Source organism: Corynebacterium sp. HMSC072G08 (assembly GCF_001809185.1).
Lineage (GTDB): Bacteria > Actinomycetota > Actinomycetes > Mycobacteriales > Mycobacteriaceae > Corynebacterium > Corynebacterium phoceense.
In genome coordinates this window covers 20,751-39,836 of record NZ_KV796404.1, presented here as the reverse complement: position 1 = coordinate 39,836, position 19,086 = coordinate 20,751, and the positions used below count along the sequence as shown (strand labels likewise).

Annotated in this window: 13 protein-coding genes; 8 read left to right on the top strand and 5 right to left on the bottom strand. The window is 63.9% G+C overall.

All coding sequences use genetic code 11. The features are described from left to right. The first annotated feature begins 6 nt into the window (after window positions 1-6). The 3 genes from rpsA to coaE all read left to right on the top strand — a co-directional run bounded on the left by rpsA (window position 7) and on the right by coaE (window position 4,557). Window positions 7-1,464: a 30S ribosomal protein S1 gene (rpsA, locus tag HMPREF2559_RS03465; protein ID WP_066484734.1), complete on the top strand. Its 1,458-nt coding sequence runs from the start codon at window positions 7-9 to the stop codon at window positions 1,462-1,464. Between the two features lie 341 nt (window positions 1,465-1,805). After that, window positions 1,806-3,872 (top strand): glucose PTS transporter subunit IIA, encoded by a 2,067-nt coding sequence (locus tag HMPREF2559_RS03460; RefSeq protein WP_066484727.1) that lies wholly within the window; start codon window positions 1,806-1,808, stop codon window positions 3,870-3,872. 85 nt (window positions 3,873-3,957) lie between these two features. Beyond that, the gene (gene coaE / locus HMPREF2559_RS03455; protein WP_066484502.1) at window positions 3,958-4,557 is read left to right on the top strand and encodes a dephospho-CoA kinase; all 600 of its coding nucleotides are present in this window, start codon (window positions 3,958-3,960) and stop codon (window positions 4,555-4,557) included. Between the two features lie 137 nt (window positions 4,558-4,694). Here the strand turns inward: coaE and HMPREF2559_RS03450 are convergent, their stop codons facing one another. Then, window positions 4,695-6,080, bottom strand: coding sequence for a DUF4185 domain-containing protein (locus tag HMPREF2559_RS03450; protein WP_066484499.1), 1,386 nt, complete (start codon window positions 6,078-6,080; stop codon window positions 4,695-4,697). Between the two features lie 399 nt (window positions 6,081-6,479). On the opposite strand from HMPREF2559_RS03450, the gene uvrB reads away from it, so the two are divergent. From uvrB to HMPREF2559_RS03435, 3 genes are all read left to right on the top strand, one after another. Then, window positions 6,480-8,591 carry an excinuclease ABC subunit UvrB gene (gene uvrB / locus HMPREF2559_RS03445; RefSeq protein WP_070539537.1) on the top strand — a complete coding sequence of 704 codons (2,112 nt, stop codon included), beginning with the start codon at window positions 6,480-6,482 and terminating at the stop codon, window positions 8,589-8,591. Window positions 8,592-8,740: 149 nt separating this feature from the next. After that, the gene (locus HMPREF2559_RS03440; protein WP_066484488.1) at window positions 8,741-9,184 is read left to right on the top strand and encodes a universal stress protein; all 444 of its coding nucleotides are present in this window, start codon (window positions 8,741-8,743) and stop codon (window positions 9,182-9,184) included. A 60-nt stretch (window positions 9,185-9,244) separates the two neighbouring features. After that, a complete protein-coding gene (locus HMPREF2559_RS03435) occupies window positions 9,245-9,685 on the top strand; it encodes a universal stress protein (RefSeq protein WP_066484484.1) in 441 nt (146 codons plus the stop codon). A 115-nt stretch (window positions 9,686-9,800) separates the two neighbouring features. Here the strand turns inward: HMPREF2559_RS03435 and HMPREF2559_RS03430 are convergent, their stop codons facing one another. The 4 genes from HMPREF2559_RS03430 to HMPREF2559_RS03415 all read right to left on the bottom strand — a co-directional run bounded on the left by HMPREF2559_RS03430 (window position 9,801) and on the right by HMPREF2559_RS03415 (window position 14,966). Next, the gene (locus HMPREF2559_RS03430; protein ID WP_066484478.1) at window positions 9,801-10,838 is read right to left on the bottom strand and encodes an App1 family protein; all 1,038 of its coding nucleotides are present in this window, start codon (window positions 10,836-10,838) and stop codon (window positions 9,801-9,803) included. A 45-nt stretch (window positions 10,839-10,883) separates the two neighbouring features. After that, window positions 10,884-13,172, bottom strand: a complete 2,289-nt coding sequence (locus tag HMPREF2559_RS03425; protein ID WP_070539535.1) for a HelD family protein — start codon at window positions 13,170-13,172, stop codon at window positions 10,884-10,886. A 146-nt stretch (window positions 13,173-13,318) separates the two neighbouring features. After that, window positions 13,319-14,257: a DoxX family protein gene (locus HMPREF2559_RS03420; RefSeq protein WP_066484467.1), complete on the bottom strand. Its 939-nt coding sequence runs from the start codon at window positions 14,255-14,257 to the stop codon at window positions 13,319-13,321. Between the two features lie 106 nt (window positions 14,258-14,363). Beyond that, on the bottom strand, window positions 14,364-14,966 hold the full coding sequence (locus HMPREF2559_RS03415; RefSeq protein WP_066484466.1) for an MBL fold metallo-hydrolase: 603 nt from the start codon (window positions 14,964-14,966) through the stop codon (window positions 14,364-14,366). 113 nt (window positions 14,967-15,079) lie between these two features. Here HMPREF2559_RS03415 and uvrA point away from each other — a divergent pair, with 113 nt between their 5' ends. Continuing rightward, on the top strand, window positions 15,080-17,923 hold the full coding sequence (gene uvrA / locus HMPREF2559_RS03410) for an excinuclease ABC subunit UvrA (RefSeq protein ID WP_070539533.1): 2,844 nt from the start codon (window positions 15,080-15,082) through the stop codon (window positions 17,921-17,923). Between the two features lie 27 nt (window positions 17,924-17,950). Further along, window positions 17,951-18,994 carry a serine hydrolase gene (locus HMPREF2559_RS03405; protein ID WP_068801747.1) on the top strand — a complete coding sequence of 348 codons (1,044 nt, stop codon included), beginning with the start codon at window positions 17,951-17,953 and terminating at the stop codon, window positions 18,992-18,994. Window positions 18,995-19,086 lie beyond the last annotated feature (92 nt).

Below are 19,086 nucleotides of genomic sequence, written 5' to 3'. Positions count from 1 at the left end.
TCTTACATGCCTACTTCTAACACCCCTCAGGTTGCGATCAACGATATCGGAACCGCTGAGGACTTCCTCGCCGCCGTCGACGCGACCATCAAGTACTTCAACGATGGTGACATCGTTGAGGGCACCGTCGTCAAGGTCGACCACGACGAGGTTCTGCTTGACATCGGATACAAGACCGAGGGCGTTATCCCGTCCCGCGAGCTGTCCATCAAGCACGACGTTGACCCGGACGAGGTCGTCGAGGTCGGTGACACCATCGACGCACTTGTTCTTACCAAGGAGGACAAGGAAGGCCGCCTGATCCTGTCCAAGAAGCGTGCTCAGTACGAGCGTGCCTGGGGCGCTATCGAGGATCTGCAGGCCAAGGACGAGCCGGTTACCGGTACCGTCATCGAGGTCGTCAAGGGCGGCCTCATCCTCGACATCGGCCTGCGCGGCTTCCTGCCGGCATCGCTCGTCGAGATGCGTCGCGTCCGCGACCTGGAGCCGTACATCGGCCAGGAGCTGGAAGCCAAGATCATCGAGCTCGACAAGCAGCGTAACAACGTTGTTCTGTCCCGCCGTGCATACCTCGAGCAGACCCAGTCTGAGGTCCGCTCCGAGTTCCTGCACCAGCTGCAGAAGGGCCAGGTCCGCAAGGGCGTCGTGTCCTCCATCGTCAACTTCGGCGCCTTCGTCGATCTCGGCGGTGTCGACGGCCTGGTTCACGTTTCCGAGCTGTCCTGGAAGCACATCGACCACCCGTCTGAGGTCGTCACCGTTGGCGACGAGGTCACTGTTGAGGTTCTCGACGTCGATCTCGACCGCGAGCGCGTCTCCCTGTCCCTGAAGGCTACCCAGGAAGATCCGTGGCGCGTCTTCGCCCGCACCCACGCTGTGGGCCAGATCGTCCCGGGCAAGGTCACCAAGCTCGTTCCGTTCGGTGCGTTCGTTCGCGTCGAAGAGGGCATCGAGGGCCTCGTTCACATCTCCGAGCTGGCTCAGCGCCACGTGGAGGTTCCGGACCAGGTCGTCACCGTTGGCCAGGAAGTCATGGTCAAGGTCATCGACATCGATCTCGAGCGTCGTCGTATCTCCCTGTCTGTTAAGCAGGCAGACGAGGACTACACCGACGAGTTCGATCCGTCGAAGTACGGCATGGCCGACTCCTACGACGAGCAGGGCAACTACGTCTTCCCCGAGGGCTTCGATCCGGAGACCAACGAGTGGAAGGAAGGCTTCGACGAGCAGCGTCAGGCTTGGGAGGCTCGCTACGCCGAGTCCGAGCGTCGCTTCAACCTGCACACCGCTCAGATCGAGCGCAACCGTGCAGCTGCCGCCGAGGCTGCCCAGCAGTCCGAGGCTTCGAACTACTCCTCCGAGTCCGCCGATGCAGCTCCGGCATCGAACGACAACGAGACTCACGGTTCGCTGGCTTCCGATGAGCAGCTCGCTGCTCTGCGCGACAAGCTCGCTGGCAACTAAAGGCTTTACGCCTTTCGCTCGTGCCGGTGTCTAACGCACCGTGCATGAACGAGGCCGCCGTCTGATTGAGGAATCAATCAGGCGGCGGCCTTCGCGCGTCTTGCTATGGCTCGCCACGCGTGAGAAATGCAACGCGCTGCTGTGATCTTTAAGACGCCCACGCGGGGCATAGGCACGTTTGTTCAATAGTGACCTTGCCTTTTGTCTCTGTTAAGCGTGCGTTAAGGCACAATCGGGCGTCTACGGTCTTTTGATCATGCCCGGATTAGAGTAATCTTCACAATGATATAGCCGCACACTGAGTGGTTATCACCATACGTCTCAATGAAGAGGAGTACGCCGTGGCATCGACCAAAGATACCGCGCAGCACATCATCAAAAATATTGGTGGCGCTGACAACATTACGTCTCTGACGCACTGCGCAACGCGCTTGCGTTTTCAGCTTGCTGACCCATCCAAGATTGACGAGAAGACTCTCGAATCTGACAAAGCCGTTCTCGGCACCGTGCACCAAGGCGAGCACGGATACCAGGTCGTCATGGGCGGCGGCGTCGCTGACTACTATCGGGCAATCATTAAGGAGCCAGGCGTCGATCCGTCGGGCGAGCACAAGGGCAACGCACGCGGCCCGAAGATCGGTGCCGACGGCAAGAAGGAGTACGGCGGCATCCGCAAGACCGGGTGGGTCGACTACTGCTTCGAGTTCCTGTCTGACACCTTCCGCCCCATCCTGTGGGCGCTGCTCGGTGCCTCGCTGATTATCACCTTGCTCATTCTGGCCGATACTTTCGGCCTGCAGGACTTCCGCGCCGACATGGAAGACCAGCCGGCGGGCTACCAGCTCATGCATGCGATGTGGAGGTCAGTCTTCTACTTCCTGCCCATCATGATTGGCGCCACGGCGTCGAAGAAGCTGGGCGCGAACGAGTGGGTTGGCGCTGCTATTCCGGCCGCGTTGCTCACCCCGGAATTCATGGGTCTGTCCAATATCGCAGAGACGACCACGTTCCTGGGTGGCGACGCACAGAAGGTCGAGATCTTCGGCCTGCCGCTCATTCTCAACGACTACTCGTCCCAGGTCTTCCCGCCGCTGCTCGCTGCTATCGGTCTGTATTGGGTGGAAAAGGGCCTGAAGAAGATCATCCCGAGCTCTCTGCACATGGTGTTCGTGCCGTTCTTCTCCCTGCTCATCATGATCCCGCTCACGGCCTTCCTGCTCGGCCCGTTCGGCATTGGTATCGGCAACGGCATCTCCAACTTCCTGGCCGCCGTCAATAATTTCTCGCCGTTCGTCCTCGCTATCGTCATTCCGCTGCTGTACCCGTTCCTCGTCCCGCTTGGCCTGCACTGGCCGCTCAACGCGATTATGGTGCAAAACCTCGCCACGCTGGGTTACGACTTCATTCAGGGGCCGATGGGTGCCTGGAACTTTGCCTGCTTCGGTCTCGTCGCCGGCGTCCTCGTTGTCTCCATCAAGGAGCACAACAAGGCCATGCGCCAGGTCGCCACGGGTGGCCTCGCCGCAGGTCTGCTTGGTGGTGTTTCCGAGCCGTCCCTGTACGGTATCGTTCTGCGCTTTAAGAAGACCTACCCGCGCTTGCTGCCGGGCTGCTTCGCTGGCGGTGTCGTCATGGGTATCTTCAACATTAAGGCCAACGCCTTCGTCTTTACCTCGCTGCTTACTATCCCGGCCATGACCCCGGCTCTGGGTTACCTGCTCGGTGTCGCCGTCGCATTCTTCGTGTCCTTCTTCCTCGTCCTCTTCTTCGACTACCGTTCCCCGGAGGAGCGCGACGAAATCCGCGCCCAGATTGCGGCCGAGCGCGAGGCTGAGGGCAAGGAGCCGGTCGAGGTTCTCACTCCGGCTGCCGATGCCGCCCCTGCCGCAGCCGCCGCTGCAGCCCCGGCCGCCGTAGCCGTTGCCGCTCCGGCTTCCGAGGCCATCAATCTCGACTCGCCGCTCGAAGGCGAAGCTGTAGAACTGTCCGAGGTTCCGGACCCAATTTTTGCTGGCGCCAAGCTCGGCGAGGGCATGGCCATCAAGCCGACCGGCAACACGGTCTACGCTCCGGCTGACGGCAAGATCCTCACGGTCCAGAAGTCTGGCCACGCGGTCGGCCTGAGCCTCGATAGCGGCGTCCAGCTGCTCATCCACGTCGGTCTCGACACCGTCGAGCTGGCCGGCGAGGGCTTTACCGTCCACGTCGAGAAGAAGCAGCGCGTCTCTGCAGGCGACAAACTCATCACCTTCGACCATGAGTTCATCGAGTCCAAGGGCTACAACCTCATCACCCCGGTTGTCGTCACGAATACCTCCAAGTTCTTCTCCATCGAGGGCAAGGCCGGCGCGGTGACCCCGTCTGACCAGCTGCTCACGGTCACGCCGAAGGCAAAGTCCGAAGAGTAATCAGCTCGCTTCGCCGCCGCGCTCGTCGCGGCGGCGTTCGCGTTTTTCCTGCCGGTGGCCCGCAGCTGTCGTAGGCTTGAACACCATGAAGCTCATTGGACTCACTGGCGGTATTGGCAGCGGCAAGTCGACGGTCGCGAGGCTGCTCGCGGAACGCGGGTGGAGCGTCGTGGACGCTGACCAGATAGCGCGCGAGATCGTGGAACCGGGGGAGCCGGCCCTCGCGGAACTCGTGGAGGCCTTCGGTGCAGACATCCTCGACGAGGCGGGCACGCTTCAGCGTGCCGAGCTCGCCCGCCGCGCCTTCGTCGACGCTGAGCACACTGCGAAACTCAACGCTATTACCCACCCGCGCATCCAGGAGCGCACACAGGAGCGCTTCGCCGAGGCGCGCGTCGCCGGCGTGGAGTACTGCGTCTACGATATGCCGCTGCTCGTGGACAATGGGCTCGATAGGGACATGGACGAGGTCCTTGTGGTCAACGTCGACGTGGAGGAGCGCGTGCGGCGTCTCGTCGCCCACCGCGGACTCGACGAGGCCGACGCCCGCCGCCGCATCGCGCAGCAGGTGCCCGACGAGGTGCGCCTGGCCGCGGCGACCTACGTCATCGACAACAACGGCGTGCTCGAGGACTTGGCACTCCAGGTCGATCGCGTCGCCGCCGCCATCGAGAAGGCCGAGTAACGCACCCGCATTGCTGCCCGACGAGTCTCGCTGCCGCGGCCGATCCTTGTCCCCTCCGCTGCGAAAAATGCGGCAACCGCGCGCCTCAGTCCGAGGACCGGCGGCGTGCGGTGTGCGCGTGAAGAAGCGAAGAAAGGCTACTTGCCTTCAGCGACGACGTCGCCGACGACCTTGACGCTGATATCCGCCGATGGGTTGTTCACGGCGTAATCGAGGTCGGTACGCATGACGTAGGTGTTGTAGTCGCCCCACGTCGACAGGACGTAGTAGAGGTTCTGGTCGTCGAGCTTCGGCAGAATGAAACCGCCGTAGAGCTGCGGGACATCGTGGCCGGAGATGAGCTCACGCGGCGCGGACCATTCGCCCTCGGGCGTATCGGCGGTGCGCATGACGAGTGCGTACTTGGCGGAGTCTAAGTACAGCGCCACGTACTTGTTGATGTACTTGTTGTAGACAACGGACATCTCGCCGAGCTTGCCAGGGTTCGAAGGACCGAAGACCGGCTCCAGGTCGCGGCGATCGGAGCTCCAGCTGTGGCCGTCCCAGTACTCGAAAGCAGACTCGGACGGGAACTCGCTTTCCTTGGCGCGGGAGAGATACGCGGTGCCCGCGCGGCCGTTCGGGGTGGAGTAGCGGTAGACGTAGCCGTCCTTGTCCGGGGTCTGGAGGAACGCGGACATCTGGAGCTTCTCGTTGCCGGTGTCGTAGCCCTTGCGGCCCGGCAGGATGATGTCGTTTGTGGCGTGCTCGTTGACGCGGGTGGAGTCACCGACGACGGACCAGGTGCGGCCGTCGTCCGTGGATTTCATGGTCGCAGCGTAGTTGGTGACCCACGGTGCATCTTTCGGCCATTTCTTGACGGACATGTAGTCGATGTAGTGGGTGCCGTTGATTTCGATGCCGGCGGTGGGGATGGTGGTGTGCTCGACGCCTGGGTTCTTCTCCGAGGAGATGAACTCGCGGGCCGTGCCGGAGCTCTGCCAGCCGTCGGAGGTGAGCGCCTGGTGGAGGCTCACGCCGTCGCCGTAGTTGAAGTCGCGGGTGCGCAGCAAGACATTGGAGCGCCAGCCGTTGCCCGAGCCGCTGCAGGAGAAGGTGTCGCCAAAGGCGAGGTACATGCGCGGCGTATTTTCTTCCGAGTCATCGAGGTAGGCGATGCCCAAGTCCGTGCTTGTGATACCCCACTTGCGGTCCGTGCGGTCCGGAGAGGAGGGGCCGGTGAGGAAGTGCATGGAGCGCGTTGGGCCCTCAGCCGTGATGAGCTGCTTGGCGACGCCCGTGGACGTTGCTTGCTTGACGGCGTCGGCCTGGGCGGGGCTGAGCGAGGAACCGCCGAAAGAGGAGCCGGCGAAGGAACCGAGGAGATCGGCAGCAGCATTGGCCTTGGGGCTTCCCACCTGGGAGGTGGACTGGGACGTGCACTGCTCCGCCTGCGCGACCGGAGTGGGTGCAAGGGTAGTAAACGGCAAGATGGCAATCGCTGCCGCGGTCGTAGACAGCTTGAGGAGAGAGGACTTCTTCATGGAGCCTTAGTCTAAACGTTTTGCGGCGCGAATGTTCATGTTGCCGCTGTGAGTTGTTCGCTGTGAGTTGTTCATTGTGGGGGATGAAGGTCCAGGGCCAGAGGAACGTGGGATTGTGGGCTTTTCAATAATCACACGGCCGTCGAGCTGCTCTCCGCCCTGCGCACCGGGACCTTTTGCCTCGCGGACTTTCGGCGCTCGTGCGTGCCGGTGGGTGAGGCGGCATCGGAAAGCAGGTGCATGGATGGGGAAGTCGAGGCCTGTGTGGCGCTCGGGGCGCACGCGAGCCAGCCGGTGGCGGATCGACGCCGTGTGGGAAGCCACAGGCGAGGCGGAGCGCTGGCCGCGGGCGATGCTATCGGCTAAGCCTGAAGGTGCGCGGGCGCTAGACTGGGCGGCATGGCTTTTGCTGCTGAACACCCCCTGCTTCCCGAATCCGAGCACCGCGTCGTTGGCGACATCGAGCGCAGAGAGAAGAAATTCGAGGTCGTCTCCGAATACAACCCGTCGGGCGACCAGCCCGCGGCGATTGCGGAGCTCGACGAGCGCCTGAGCCGCGGCGAGCGCGACGTCGTCCTCATGGGTGCGACCGGTACCGGTAAGTCGGCGACGGCCGCGTGGCTCATCGAGAAGCAGCAGCGCCCGACGCTCATCATGGCGCCGAATAAGACGCTCGCCGCGCAGCTGGCCAACGAACTGCGCCAGTTGCTACCGAATAACGCGGTGGAGTACTTCGTCTCGTACTACGACTACTACCAGCCGGAGGCGTATATCGCGCAGACGGATACCTACATCGAGAAGGACTCTTCGATTAATGAGGACGTGGAGCGTCTGCGCCACTCGGCGACCTCGGCGCTGCTTTCGCGGCGTGACGTCGTGGTCGTCTCCTCGGTGTCCTGTATCTATGGCTTGGGTACGCCGCAGTCCTACTTGGACCGCTCGGTGGTGCTCGATGTCGACGATGAGGTGGATCGCGACCGCTTCCTGCGCCTACTCGTGGATATTCAGTACGAGCGCAATGACGTTGGTTTTACCCGCGGCACGTTCCGCGTTAAGGGCGACACCGTGGATATCATTCCGGCCTACGAGGAGCGCGCAGTGCGCATCGAGTTCTTTGGCGATGACATCGACGGTCTCTACTACATCCACCCGCTCACCGGCGACGTCATCGAGCAGGTCAACGAGGTCCGCATCTTCCCCGCGACGCACTACGTGGCGGGCCCGGAGCGCATGGCGCGCGCGGTCGAGGACATCAAGGCGGAGCTCAAGGAACGCCTCGAAGACCTAGAAAACCGCGGCAAGTTGCTCGAGGCCCAGCGCCTGCGCATGCGCACGGAGTACGACCTCGAGATGATCGAGCAAGTCGGCTTCTGCTCCGGCATCGAGAACTACTCGCGACACATCGATGGCCGCCCCGCGGGCTCGGCGCCAGCGACGCTGCTCGATTACTTCCCAGAAGACTTCCTTACGATCATCGATGAGTCCCACGTCACCGTGCCGCAGATTGGCGGCATGTTCGAAGGCGATATGTCGCGTAAGCGCAACCTTGTGGAGTTCGGCTTCCGCCTGCCTTCGGCGGTGGATAACCGGCCGCTCACCTTCGACGAGTTCGAGGAACGCGTGGGACAGACCGTCTATATGTCGGCGACGCCGGGCAACTTCGAGCTCACCGCATCCGACGGCGAGTACGTGGAGCAGGTCATTCGCCCGACCGGCCTCATCGACCCGAAGGTCACGGTGCGCCCGACCAAGGGCCAGATCGACGACCTCATTGACGAAATCCGCACCCGCACGGAGAAGAAGGAGCGCGTGTTGGTCACGACGCTCACTAAGCGCATGGCCGAGGACCTCACGGACTACCTGCTCGAGCACGGCATTAAGGTACGCTACCTGCACTCCGATATCGATACGCTCCAGCGCGTCGAGCTCCTGCGTCAGCTGCGCATGGGCGAATACGACGTGCTCGTGGGCATCAACCTTCTGCGTGAGGGCCTCGACCTCCCGGAGGTCTCGCTCGTGGCTATCCTCGACGCGGATAAGGAAGGCTTCCTGCGTTCCACGACGTCGCTCATCCAGACCATCGGTCGCGCCGCGCGTAACGTCTCCGGCGAGGTCATCATGTACGCGGATAAGGTCACTGACTCCATGGCCGAGGCCATCGAGGAGACGGAGCGCCGCCGCGAGAAGCAGATTGCGTACAACAGGGAACACGGTATCGACCCGCAGCCGCTGCGCAAGAAGATCGCGGACATCCTTGACCAGGTCTACGAGAACGCGGATGCTGCCGATGTCGCCGAGGGCGCGGCGGCCGCGTCCGACCCGGCGTCCATGGTGGAGCGTCCGGATGTTTCGTCCATGGCGACGGAGGAGGTCCAGAAACTCATCGACGACCTCACGGCGCAGATGGGCGAGGCAGCGCGCGAGCTCAAGTTCGAACTTGCCGGCCGCCTGCGCGATGAGATCATGGATTTGAAGAAGGAGCTGCGCGGTCTCAAGGAGGCGGGCATCTAGCGACGGATGTCGCGCGCAGCAGCTGGCGCGGCAAAAGCTCGCCGCGGGTTCGTGCGCGCGTTTATACTCAACAGTAGTGTGTGACGAATCGCACCATGAGTGGGGCGCCGTCACTTTTTCTCAAGTGTTGATGTGAAAGGAATTCTCTCATGCGGTATAAGACTATTGCGGTGGGAACGGACGGCTCTGATACCTCGCTGCGTGCCGTGCGCACCGCTGCGTCGATGGCGGCGGCGTACGACGCGGAGCTCATCATTGTCTCCGCGTTCGGCAGCCACGAAAACGTGGGCACGCGCTCGGGCGGAACTGCGGAAACGCCGATTATCTCCGAAGACATGTCGCAGACCTTCCTTAAGTCTGCCCAGGATGTTGCCGCGGAGGAGGGCGCGAGCAAGGTGCGCATTATCGCGAAGTCCGGCGACCCGGTGGCGACGATGCTCGAGGTGGGCAAGTATCACCGGGTTGACCTGCTCGTGGTGGGCAACAAGGGGCGCAATTCTGTGCGCGACCGCGTCATGGGGTCCGTGGCGACGGAGCTGATGCGCAAGGCATACGTCGATGTCGTTGTGGCGCACACAACGGAGGATCGCTAAACCTGCCAAATGGGGCTAGACTGGAACATCGACTGAGATCCCCCTCTATGAAAGGCCGCCATGAGCGATTACAACAAGATTGTCGTCGGTACCGATGGTTCCAAGTCCTCCCTGCTTGCAGTGGAGCGCGCAGCCAAGATGGCTGCCGCTTTCGATGCCACGCTGATTATCGGCTGCGCGTACTACGAGAACAAGGAAGAGGCGTCCAAGACCCTGCGTCAGGACTCCGTAACCATTCTGGGTGACGACAAGGCGAAGGCAAACCTTTCCGCAGGTCGCGAGCATGCAGAGAAGTTCGGTGTGAAGAGCATCGAGACCGCCGTGCGCCCGGGCACCCCGGTGCAGGCCCTCATGGCCATCGTTAACGAGTTCGGCGCCGACCTCCTCGTTGTGGGTAACCGCGGCATCAACTCCCTGACCGGTCGTCTGCTGGGCTCCGTCCCGGCCGACGTTGCTCGCCAGTCCGACTGCGACGTGATGATCGTCCACACTGTCAACTAAGACGGTGGCCGCGCCGAGCGCGCCGCGAACAGAAAGCCGGCCGGACTGAATTTTCGTTCAGTCCGGCCGGCTTCGTCGTGTCCGGTTTTAGAAACCAAGGTGGAGAAACACCGGTTTAGAATTCCCTCGCGCGGTAGGCCTCGAGGAGTTTGTTGCCGTCCGCGCCCTGGATGAAGGGGAGGGGGCCGAGCGCGGAGTCGCGTTCGTCCACGAGCGGGGTGAGCGAACCGTGGGAGAGCAGCTGCTCGCCCGGGGTGAGATTGCGGATAGCGATGGCTCGGACGCGGTCTGGGTGCTCCTCGGCTGCGTCACCGTACGTGAGCGGGTCGTGTTGGCCGTCGTCGCCGACGAGAATCCACTTAATCTGCGGGAACGCAATGAACAGGTTGCGCAGCTGGACGCGCTTGTGTTCCTTGCCGCTGCGGAACAAGCCAGTGGGCGTGGGCCCCCAGTCCGTGAGCAGCATGGGGCCCTTGGGCAGGCCATTGTGCTCCAGGAAAGTCTCGAGGGTATCGAAGGTGTTCCAGGCACCGGTCGACAGGTAGATGACGGGCGCGTTGGGGTGGTCTTCGCGTAGCTTCTCGTAGAAGCGCGCCATGCCCGGTACCGGCTGGCGGGTATTTGTGCGCTTGACCCAGGAGTTCCAGGCGGCGGTCATGGCGCGAGGCAGCCAGGTGATGAGCACCGTGTCATCGATATCGCTTACAATGCCGACATCCTGGTCGTCGCCGACGATGAGAACCTCCGCCGTCGTGGGCGGCTGGTCAGTGGGGATACCAGCGTTGGGATCTGCGAGGACCTCGATGGTCACGTCGTGCCAGCCGGGTGTGAGTCCGTGCCCATGGAGCTGGACGTCCACGTAGCCCTGGGCCGTGGAGTGCGTCGTGGCGGAGGCCTCGCCCGCGGTCACGCGGACGGGGATGCCGGGGGCTTGGACAGTGAAGAACTGCCGGTAGCCGCGCTGTGCCCACGCCTCGTTCTCGGGGGCTGCGGGATCGCCGTAAAGCATGCGGCCCAGCACGTGGACAGTCTCTTCGGAGCCATAGCCCTTGTAGGCAGTGACCTGAGGAAGCCAGCCACGCGCGGCGCTGCGCCGCACGTTGTAGTCGTTGATGGTGCGTTCAGCCTTACGGACGATATCTGAGAGTGCCATGGCCCCAGACTACGGAATCTCGCCCGACCGTGTCCCTCGGCTGCGTTAGCTTTCGGGGACCTCGGCGGGCAGCGGGCCGACGACGGTGAGCGTCTGCGTCGCGCGGGTCACGGCGACGTAGAGGTTCTGCCAGCCCTGTGGCGAGGCCTCGACAATGGCCCGCGGCTCGACGACGGTGACGTGGTCGAACTCGAGGCCCTTGACTGACTCCGCGGTGGCGGCGGTGACCACGGCGTGAAGGCGGCCTTCGGAATCGGTGAATGAAACTGTCTCGGAGCCCACCGCGTCTCGCGCGGCGTCGAGCGCGGCGGCGGTCTCGGCGTCGAGTTCGTCGGCGCCCGCGAGGAAGCGTACTGGCTCGCCGTCGCGGACGGCTTGGGCCGGGGTGGCGTCGGGGTCGATGACGGCGAGCAGGCGATTGGCAACCTCGGTGACGGGCTCGGGCGTGCGGTAATTGACCGTGAGCGCGTGGTGGCGGAACCGGGTGCCGACGAAGGCTTCGAGGGTTTCGGCCCAGGAGTCGACGCCTGCGGGGGAGCCGGTCTGCGCGGTGTCGCCGACGAGCGTCATCCAACGCGAGGGGCTGCGGCGGAAGACCATGCGCCACTCCATGGGCGTGAGCTCCTGGGCTTCGTCGATGATGACGTGGCCGTAGGCCCACGTGTGGTCAGCCTGGGCGCGCTGCGCCGTCGTGCGGTGGTCGCGGACCTCCTGGCGGCGGGCGAGGTGCTCAGCGTCGATGACGTCGGCAGCGGAGAGGATTTCCGCGTCAAACATGTCGTCGTCGTTATCTGTGGAATCTGACGAGGACAGGATGTCGAGGGCGTCCTCGGCGTCCGCGATCTGCTCGCGCCACGCGCGGTCTTCGGCCTCCTGCTGTTGCTGAGGGTCGGGCATGCCGATGAGGACGGCGAGCTCGTCGAGGAGTGCAGCATCGGAGGCGCTCCACGCCTCCGCGTCGGCGCGGTAGAGCGCCTCGCGCGTCTCGTCGTCGTAGTCGCCCGCGGCGAAGTCGATGGCGTCGCGGTCGCCGAGGAGCTCCGCGAGGACCTGCGTGGGCGTAAGCTCCGGCCAGTGCTCGTCAATGAAGTCAGTGACGACGCGGGTCTCCGCGAGATCGTCGTGGAGCTGATCGATGTCCGCCTGGCCGAGGAGGTTCTCGCCGCCGAGCGGGTCAGCACCGATCTTGTCTGCGAGTTGGCGGGCGAGCTGATCGATAAGGTGTTCCGCGAAGGCGCCGCGCGCGTCATTGTGCGGGCGGCGCGAGCGCCGTGCGCGGGTGCGCGCGGCCTTGACCATCGCCGGTGTCACAGTGAGGTCGAGGTTATCCACGCGCAGGGTCGCGGCTGATTCGGGGGGCGTTTGGTAGGCGCGCACCGCGTTTGTGAGAATTTCAACCATGGCCTCCGAGCCTTTTACTTCGCGGGCGTCGAGCGACTCGGGTTGCGTGCCCTCCACGCCGGGGAACATCGAGCCCACGGTGGCGAGCACGACGCCGGTCTCGCCGAGCTCGGGCAGGACGCGCGAAATGTAATCGAGGAACGTCGGGTTCGGCCCGATGATGAGCACGCCGGTGCTAGCGAGCAGATCGCGGTGGTTGTAGAGGAGGTAGGCCACGCGGTGGAGCGCGACGGCGGTTTTGCCGGTGCCGGGGCCGCCCTCGACGACCATGACGCCGCGTGTGGCGTCACGAATGATCTCGTCCTGCTCGCGTTGGATGGTCTCGACGATGGAGGCCATGTGGCCCGTGCGGGCGCGCTGCAGTGCGGCGTGGAGGGCGGACTCTCCAGCGACGTCGCTGGAGGCGGCACGGCCAAGCTCGGCGCCGGAGAGCACCTCGTCGTTGATGCCGGTGACGGTGCGACCCTTCGTCCGAATGTGGCGGCGGATGGTAACACCCTCGGGCTGGGCCGTGGTCGCGAGGTAAAAGGGGCGGGCCATGGGCGCGCGCCAGTCGAGCAGCAGCGTACGGTAGTCGTCCTCGCGGTCGTCCAGGCCCATGCGACCGATGTAGCGGCGGTCGAGGCCTTCGGGCGTTGGGTTATCGCCTGGGGCGTCGATATCGATGCGGCCGAAGACGAGGCCGAGCTGCGCGAGGTTGAGCTTGTCCAGCTTGCCCTGGAGGGCGTGGTACTCCGTCTCGCGGCGCACGAGGGCGTCCGAGTCCGGGTTCTGCGGATCGACGTCGAGCATGACCTTGCGCAGGCGCTCGTTGGAGGCGGCGACTTCGTCGTCAAGGCGTTGGAACAGGCCGTCGACATACGCCTGCTCGGCGCCGATGGCGTGGGTGGTGGCGTCGAGATGCTGGGAAGAATCTGGGGATGAATTCGGCATGAGGCAGACTCCTTGGCGTGACGCGGACATAGGCGGCGCGAGTGCGCCGGCATAAGAAATGCAGACGGATAAGCATACGCCTGTGCGAAGAAAAACGCGGCACGCGGCGAACGACGTGGTGTCGTTCGCCGCGTGGGAGCGGGAGACTAGATGCGGTCGCCCAGCTTCTTCAGGGCCTTAGCGATAGCCTTGTCAGCCTTGGCCTGCAGCTGGTCGGCCTTCTTTGCTGCCTTGCGCTGGTTGCGGGCAACGTCGATCTGGGAGACGGCCTTATCGGCGCGGGCCTGTGCCTTGGAGGCGTTCTTCACCAGAGCCTTGCGGGCGGTCTTCGAGTTGTCCTGGGCAGCGGCGAGGAAGTCCTGGCCCTGCTTCTTCCAGTCATCCGCGTTGTCATCGATGAAGCCCTCTACGGCCTCACGTGCGTCCTCGACGTAGGACTTGGCGGTGTCGAGGAAGTTACGGCCGGCCTTCTCCCAGTCGTCGCGGTTGTCGTCGACGTAGGCCTGAGCCTTCTCCGAGGTCTCGGTGAACCAATCCTGGGCCTGGGAGGAGAACTCCTGGGCGCGGTTGGAGACGTTGTCTGCGAACTTCTCGGACTCGGACTTGGTGGGTAGCGCCGCCTGAACCTTCTTAGAGGTGCGCTTGGTGACATCCTGTGCGCGCCAGCGCAGGGACGGGTTGCCCTCCGTGTCCTGGGTGAGGATGGCCAGGGCGCCGAGGAGCGCGGCGTTGGTGACGAAACCGTTGCGCTGGGATTCCTTCTCGGCCTTATCCTTGGCCTCCCAGAAAGCATTGCGTCCCAGGAGGGTCGCCAGCTGGGTAGCAGCGAGGATACCGGCCGAGGTGCGCGGGGCCTTGCCGAGGGCGAAGAGGGAACCAGCGCCGACCTTAGCGCTGCCCAGCCCGCGGGCAACGAGCACCGGGTCGTTGGGGATGTAGCCCTTGTACTGGGCCGGCACGACCGTGCGGATCTTCTTGAGCAGCGACTCGGTCTCCTTGACGTGGTCCGAGGTGTTGCGCAGCGTGTCGACACCGTCCCAGACGAATACGGAAGCCAGCGCGGGGCGAGCAATCTTGCGGATCATGCCTAATTTCTCCTTGCGGTTTATTGGATTACTAACTAGTGCCTAGAGTACGCGGGATTACTGCGTGACGGGGCGAAAAACACAGGGGTGGGGTGAACCGAATGGCCTACCAGCGGCGCTCCCACCACTCAGGCAGGTGCGGGCGCTCGTCGCCCAACGTCGTGGGTTTGCCGTGGCCAGGGTGCACGATGGTCTCGTCCGGGTAAACATCAAAAAGACGCTCGGTTACATCTTTATAAAGACGAACGAAATCATTCTCCGAATTGGTCTTGCCTACGCCACCCGGGAAGAGGCTGTCGCCCACAAAGAGGTTGGTCATGCCGTCTATCGATGCCGCCAGCGCCGCGCCGCCTGGCGTGTGGCCGCGCAGAATAATAATGGGCAGCTCCTCGCCGGCGAAGTCGATGTGGTCGCCGTGCTGCAGCTCGACGTCGACGGGCGCGGGCAGGGCGGGAGAGTCGAGGAAGGCCGCGTAATGCGTGGCGCCGGTCTCGCGGAGGATCTCCTCGAGTGCGCGGACGTGATCCCAGTGGCGGTGGGTGGTGAGGACGGCCTCGATGGTCACGCCGGTATCGCGCGCCATCTGGAGGATGGCCGGGGCGTCATCGGCGGCGTCGATGAGGAGGCCGTGTGTACCGTCGTGAAGCAGGTAGCAGTTGTTGTCCATCTCACTGACGGAAATATGTTCTAATTTCAGTGCGTTAGTCATAGTGACAACCCTACGGGTATTTTTAAAGTTCGGAGCACAACCCAACCGGGCCGCCCCTTCTCGCGTCGCGCGGGAACGGGATGACGCGCCCGCTAAGAAGGGAAAGAAAACTAGTGGCAGATCGCCTCATCGTCCGCGGCGCCCGCGAGCACAACCTCAAAGGCGTCGACATCGACATCCCCCGCGACAAGATGGTCGTCTTTACTGGCTTGTCCGGTTCGGGAAAGTCCTCACTCGCGTTTGACACCATCTTCGCGGAGGGCCAGCGCCGCTACGTCGAGTCGCTGAGCTCCTATGCGCGCATGTTTTTGGGCCAGATGGACAAGCCGGACGTGGAATTTATCGACGGTCTCTCGCCGGCGGTGTCCATCGACCAGAAGTCGACGAACCACAACCCGCGTTCGACGGTGGGCACGATTACGGAGGTCTACGACTATCTGCGCCTGCTTTTCTCTCGTGCGGGCACGCCGCACTGCCCGGTGTGTGACGCCGTCATCGAGCGTCAGACCCCGCAGCAGATCGTTGATACCGTGCTGGAGAACGAGGAGAAGCTCAAGTTCCAGGTCCTCGCGCCCGTGGTGCGCAAGCGCAAAGGCGAATTCGTCGACCTCTTCGCGGACCTGTCCGCGCAAGGTTTCTCCCGCGTCCGCGTGGACGGCGAGATCCACCAGCTCACGGATCCGCCGAAGCTGAAGAAGCAGATCAAGCACACTATCGATGTGGTCGTCGACCGCCTGCAGGTCAAGGCCTCGGCGAAGCAGCGCCTCACGGACTCCGTGGAGACCGCGCTCAAGCTGGCCGATGGCCTCGTGACCATCGAATACGTGGACAACGAGGAGCTCACTCACACGTACTCGGAGAAGACCTCGTGCCCCAACGGGCACACACTCACCATCGAGGAATACGAGCCGCGCGCGTTCTCCTTCAACGCGCCCTTCGGCTCCTGCCCGGCCTGCGACGGCCTGGGCACGCGCCTCGAGGTGGACACGGAGTTGCTCATCCCGGACCCGGACGCTCCTGCCACGGAGGCCATTCAGCCGTGGCATTCCTCGCCGAACTCCCGCTATTTCGTAAAACTTGTCGAAGGCCTGGGCAAGACGCTTGGCTTCGACCCGCAGACCCCGGTGAGTGAACTTACCGAGGAGCAGCGCCACGCGCTCATCTATGGCACGGACGTGGAAGTCAACGTCCGGTATAAGAACCGCTACGGCCGCACCCGCAACTGGACCGCGCCCTTCGAAGGCGCCGTGGGCTTCCTCGAGCGCAAGCTCGAGACCGCGGATTCCGACTCGCAGAAGGACCGCCTCCTGCAGTACACGCGCCGCGTCGCCTGCCCGACCTGTGGCGGCACGCGTCTCAAGCCGGAAATTCTCGCGGTGCGCCTGGAATCCACCGCGCATGGCGAGCAGTCCATCGCGGGTCTCACGGCGCTGTCCATCGAGGACGCCGCGGAGTTTCTCGACTCGCTCGTGCTCGGATCCCGCGAGGAAATCATCGCTGGCGCCGTCCTTAAGGAAATCCAGGCCCGCCTGCGCTTCCTCCTCGATGTGGGGCTCAACTACTTGACGCTCGACCGCGGCGCTTCCACGCTGTCTGGCGGCGAGGCCCAGCGTATCCGCCTCGCCACGCAGATTGGCTCCGGCCTCGCCGGCGTCCTCTACGTCCTCGATGAGCCGTCCATCGGCCTGCACCAGCGCGATAACCAGCGCCTCATTAAGACCCTCAAGCGCCTGCGCGACATCGGCAACACGCTCATCGTCGTCGAGCACGACGAGGACACTATCCGCGAAGCCGACTGGCTTGTGGACGTCGGTCCGCGCGCCGGCGAATACGGCGGCGAGATCGTCTACCAGGGCGAGCCGGCCGGCATTGAGAAGGTCGAGGACTCGCTCACAGGCGCCTACCTCTCCGGCCGCCGCGAGCTCGCCGTGCCGGATCACCGCCGTGAGATCGATAAGGACCGCACGCTCAAGGTCGTCGGCGCCCGCGAGAATAACCTCAAGGGCATCAACGTGGAAATACCGCTGGGGGTCATGGTGTGCATCACCGGCGTCTCGGGTTCGGGCAAGTCCACCGTCGTCAACCAGATTTTGGCGAAGACCCTGGCCAATAAGCTCAACCGCGCCCGCCAGGTGCCGGGCCGCGCCAAGCGCGTCGAAGGCATCGAGCACCTGGACAAGCTCGTCCAGGTCGATCAGTCGCCCATCGGCCGCACGCCGCGCTCCAACCCGGCGACGTACACGGGAGTCTTCGACAAGATCCGCAACCTCTTCGCCGAAACCCAGGAGGCGAAGGTGCGCGGCTACAAGCCGGGACGCTTCTCCTTCAACGTCAAGGGCGGCCGCTGTGAGGCCTGCCACGGCGACGGCACGCTCAAGATCGAGATGAACTTCCTGCCGGACGTCTACGTCCCGTGCGAAGTCTGCGGCGGTGCGCGCTACAACCGCGAGACGCTCGAGGTTCACTACAAGGGCAAGAACATAGCCGAGGTCCTCGACATGCCGATTTCCGAGGCCGCCGAGTTCTTCGAGCCGATTACCTCCATCCACCGTTACCTCGCCACGCTCGTTGACGTGGGCCTCGGCTACGTGCGCCTGGGCCAGGCCGCGACCACGCTCTCCGGCGGCGAGGCCCAGCGCGTCAAGCTTGCTTCCGAGCTGCAGAAGCGCACCAACGGCCGCACTATCTACATCCTCGACGAGCCAACCACCGGCCTGCACTTCGAGGACATCCGCAAGCTCATGCTCGTCATCCAGGGGCTCGTGGACAAGGGCAACTCGGTGGTCATCATCGAGCACAACCTGGACGTTATCAAGGCTGCAGACTGGATTGTCGACATGGGGCCGGAGGGTGGCGCCGGCGGCGGCACCGTCGTGGCGCAAGGCACGCCGGAAGACGTCGCGAAGGTGGAAGAGTCCTACACGGGACAATTCCTCAAGGAGTTGCTGCCGCACTAGCCCGCGGCGTGCTTTAGACTCATGCGAATGAAAAAGTCGTTTCTGTGCGCAGGACTCATCCTCCCGCTCGCCGCATGCTCGCCAGCGCAGGAGCAGCCTTCCGATGCCCCCGCAGCCGCCGCTGGGGCCTCCGCCGCGGCGTCTGTGTCGGGCGAGTCAGGCCGCGCGGGGATTGAACGGCGTCTCGACGACCTCGTGGCCGACCTCGTTAAAGAACACCACGGTGCGGAGGTGGGCATCGCGCTCACGGATGCGCAGGGTACGCTCGCCGCCGGTGCGCCCGGCAAGGGCCCAGCGTGGTCCACCATCAAGGTTCCCATCGCTATTACCGCGCTGCGCGACGGTGCGACGACCGACCTCGTCGACGCAGCGATCACAGAGTCCGATAACGACGCGGCCTACGCACTGTGGTCCAAGGTGAAGTGGAGCGAGGACAACGCCACCGCCGCCATCGACGAAGTGCTCGCCGAGGGCGGCTCGAAAGCCACGTGGCAAAAGCCGGACGCGAACGGCGACGTGAGTTTTGGCTATGCCGAATGGCTCATCAAGGATCAGGCGACCTTTGCGGCGCACCTCAACTGCGTGGCCGATCACAAGCAGGTCTCGCGCGCAATGGGCGATATCGTCGAGTGGCAGCAGTATGGTCTCACCGCACTGGACAACACGCGTGCGAAGGGCGGCTGGGGCTTTGACGAGGACAGCGGACGCTATACCCAGCGTCAGTTCGGTGTCCTTGACGTGGGGGACACGAAGTCAGACGCGCATGGCTCCATCGGTATAGCGCTCACCGTGGTCTACAACGATATGGATGACTTTGGTTCCGAGCAAGACGCCTACGACGACGCGGTCAAGGCCCTTGACGACGCAGCGGGCGACCTCAAGGACATGATTTCCGAGGGTATCGACGACGGAACGCTCACCCCAGTTCACGACTGCGACGGCTTGCCGCGTGCACATGCAACCTCTGCGCCGGAGCACGCCTCGGAGAAAGGGGCATCGGTAAGCGCGGCGACGAGTTCCGAACCCGCCAGCTCGAGCCGTAGGCCAGCGGCGAACTCGGCGCGGAACTAGGCGGCGTGGCGAATTTGGTTCCGCGGGTCGGTGGTGTTAGTCTTAGTTCCACTACCGCCCGCAGAACCTTCCAGGAGGTCTCGGGTCACAAG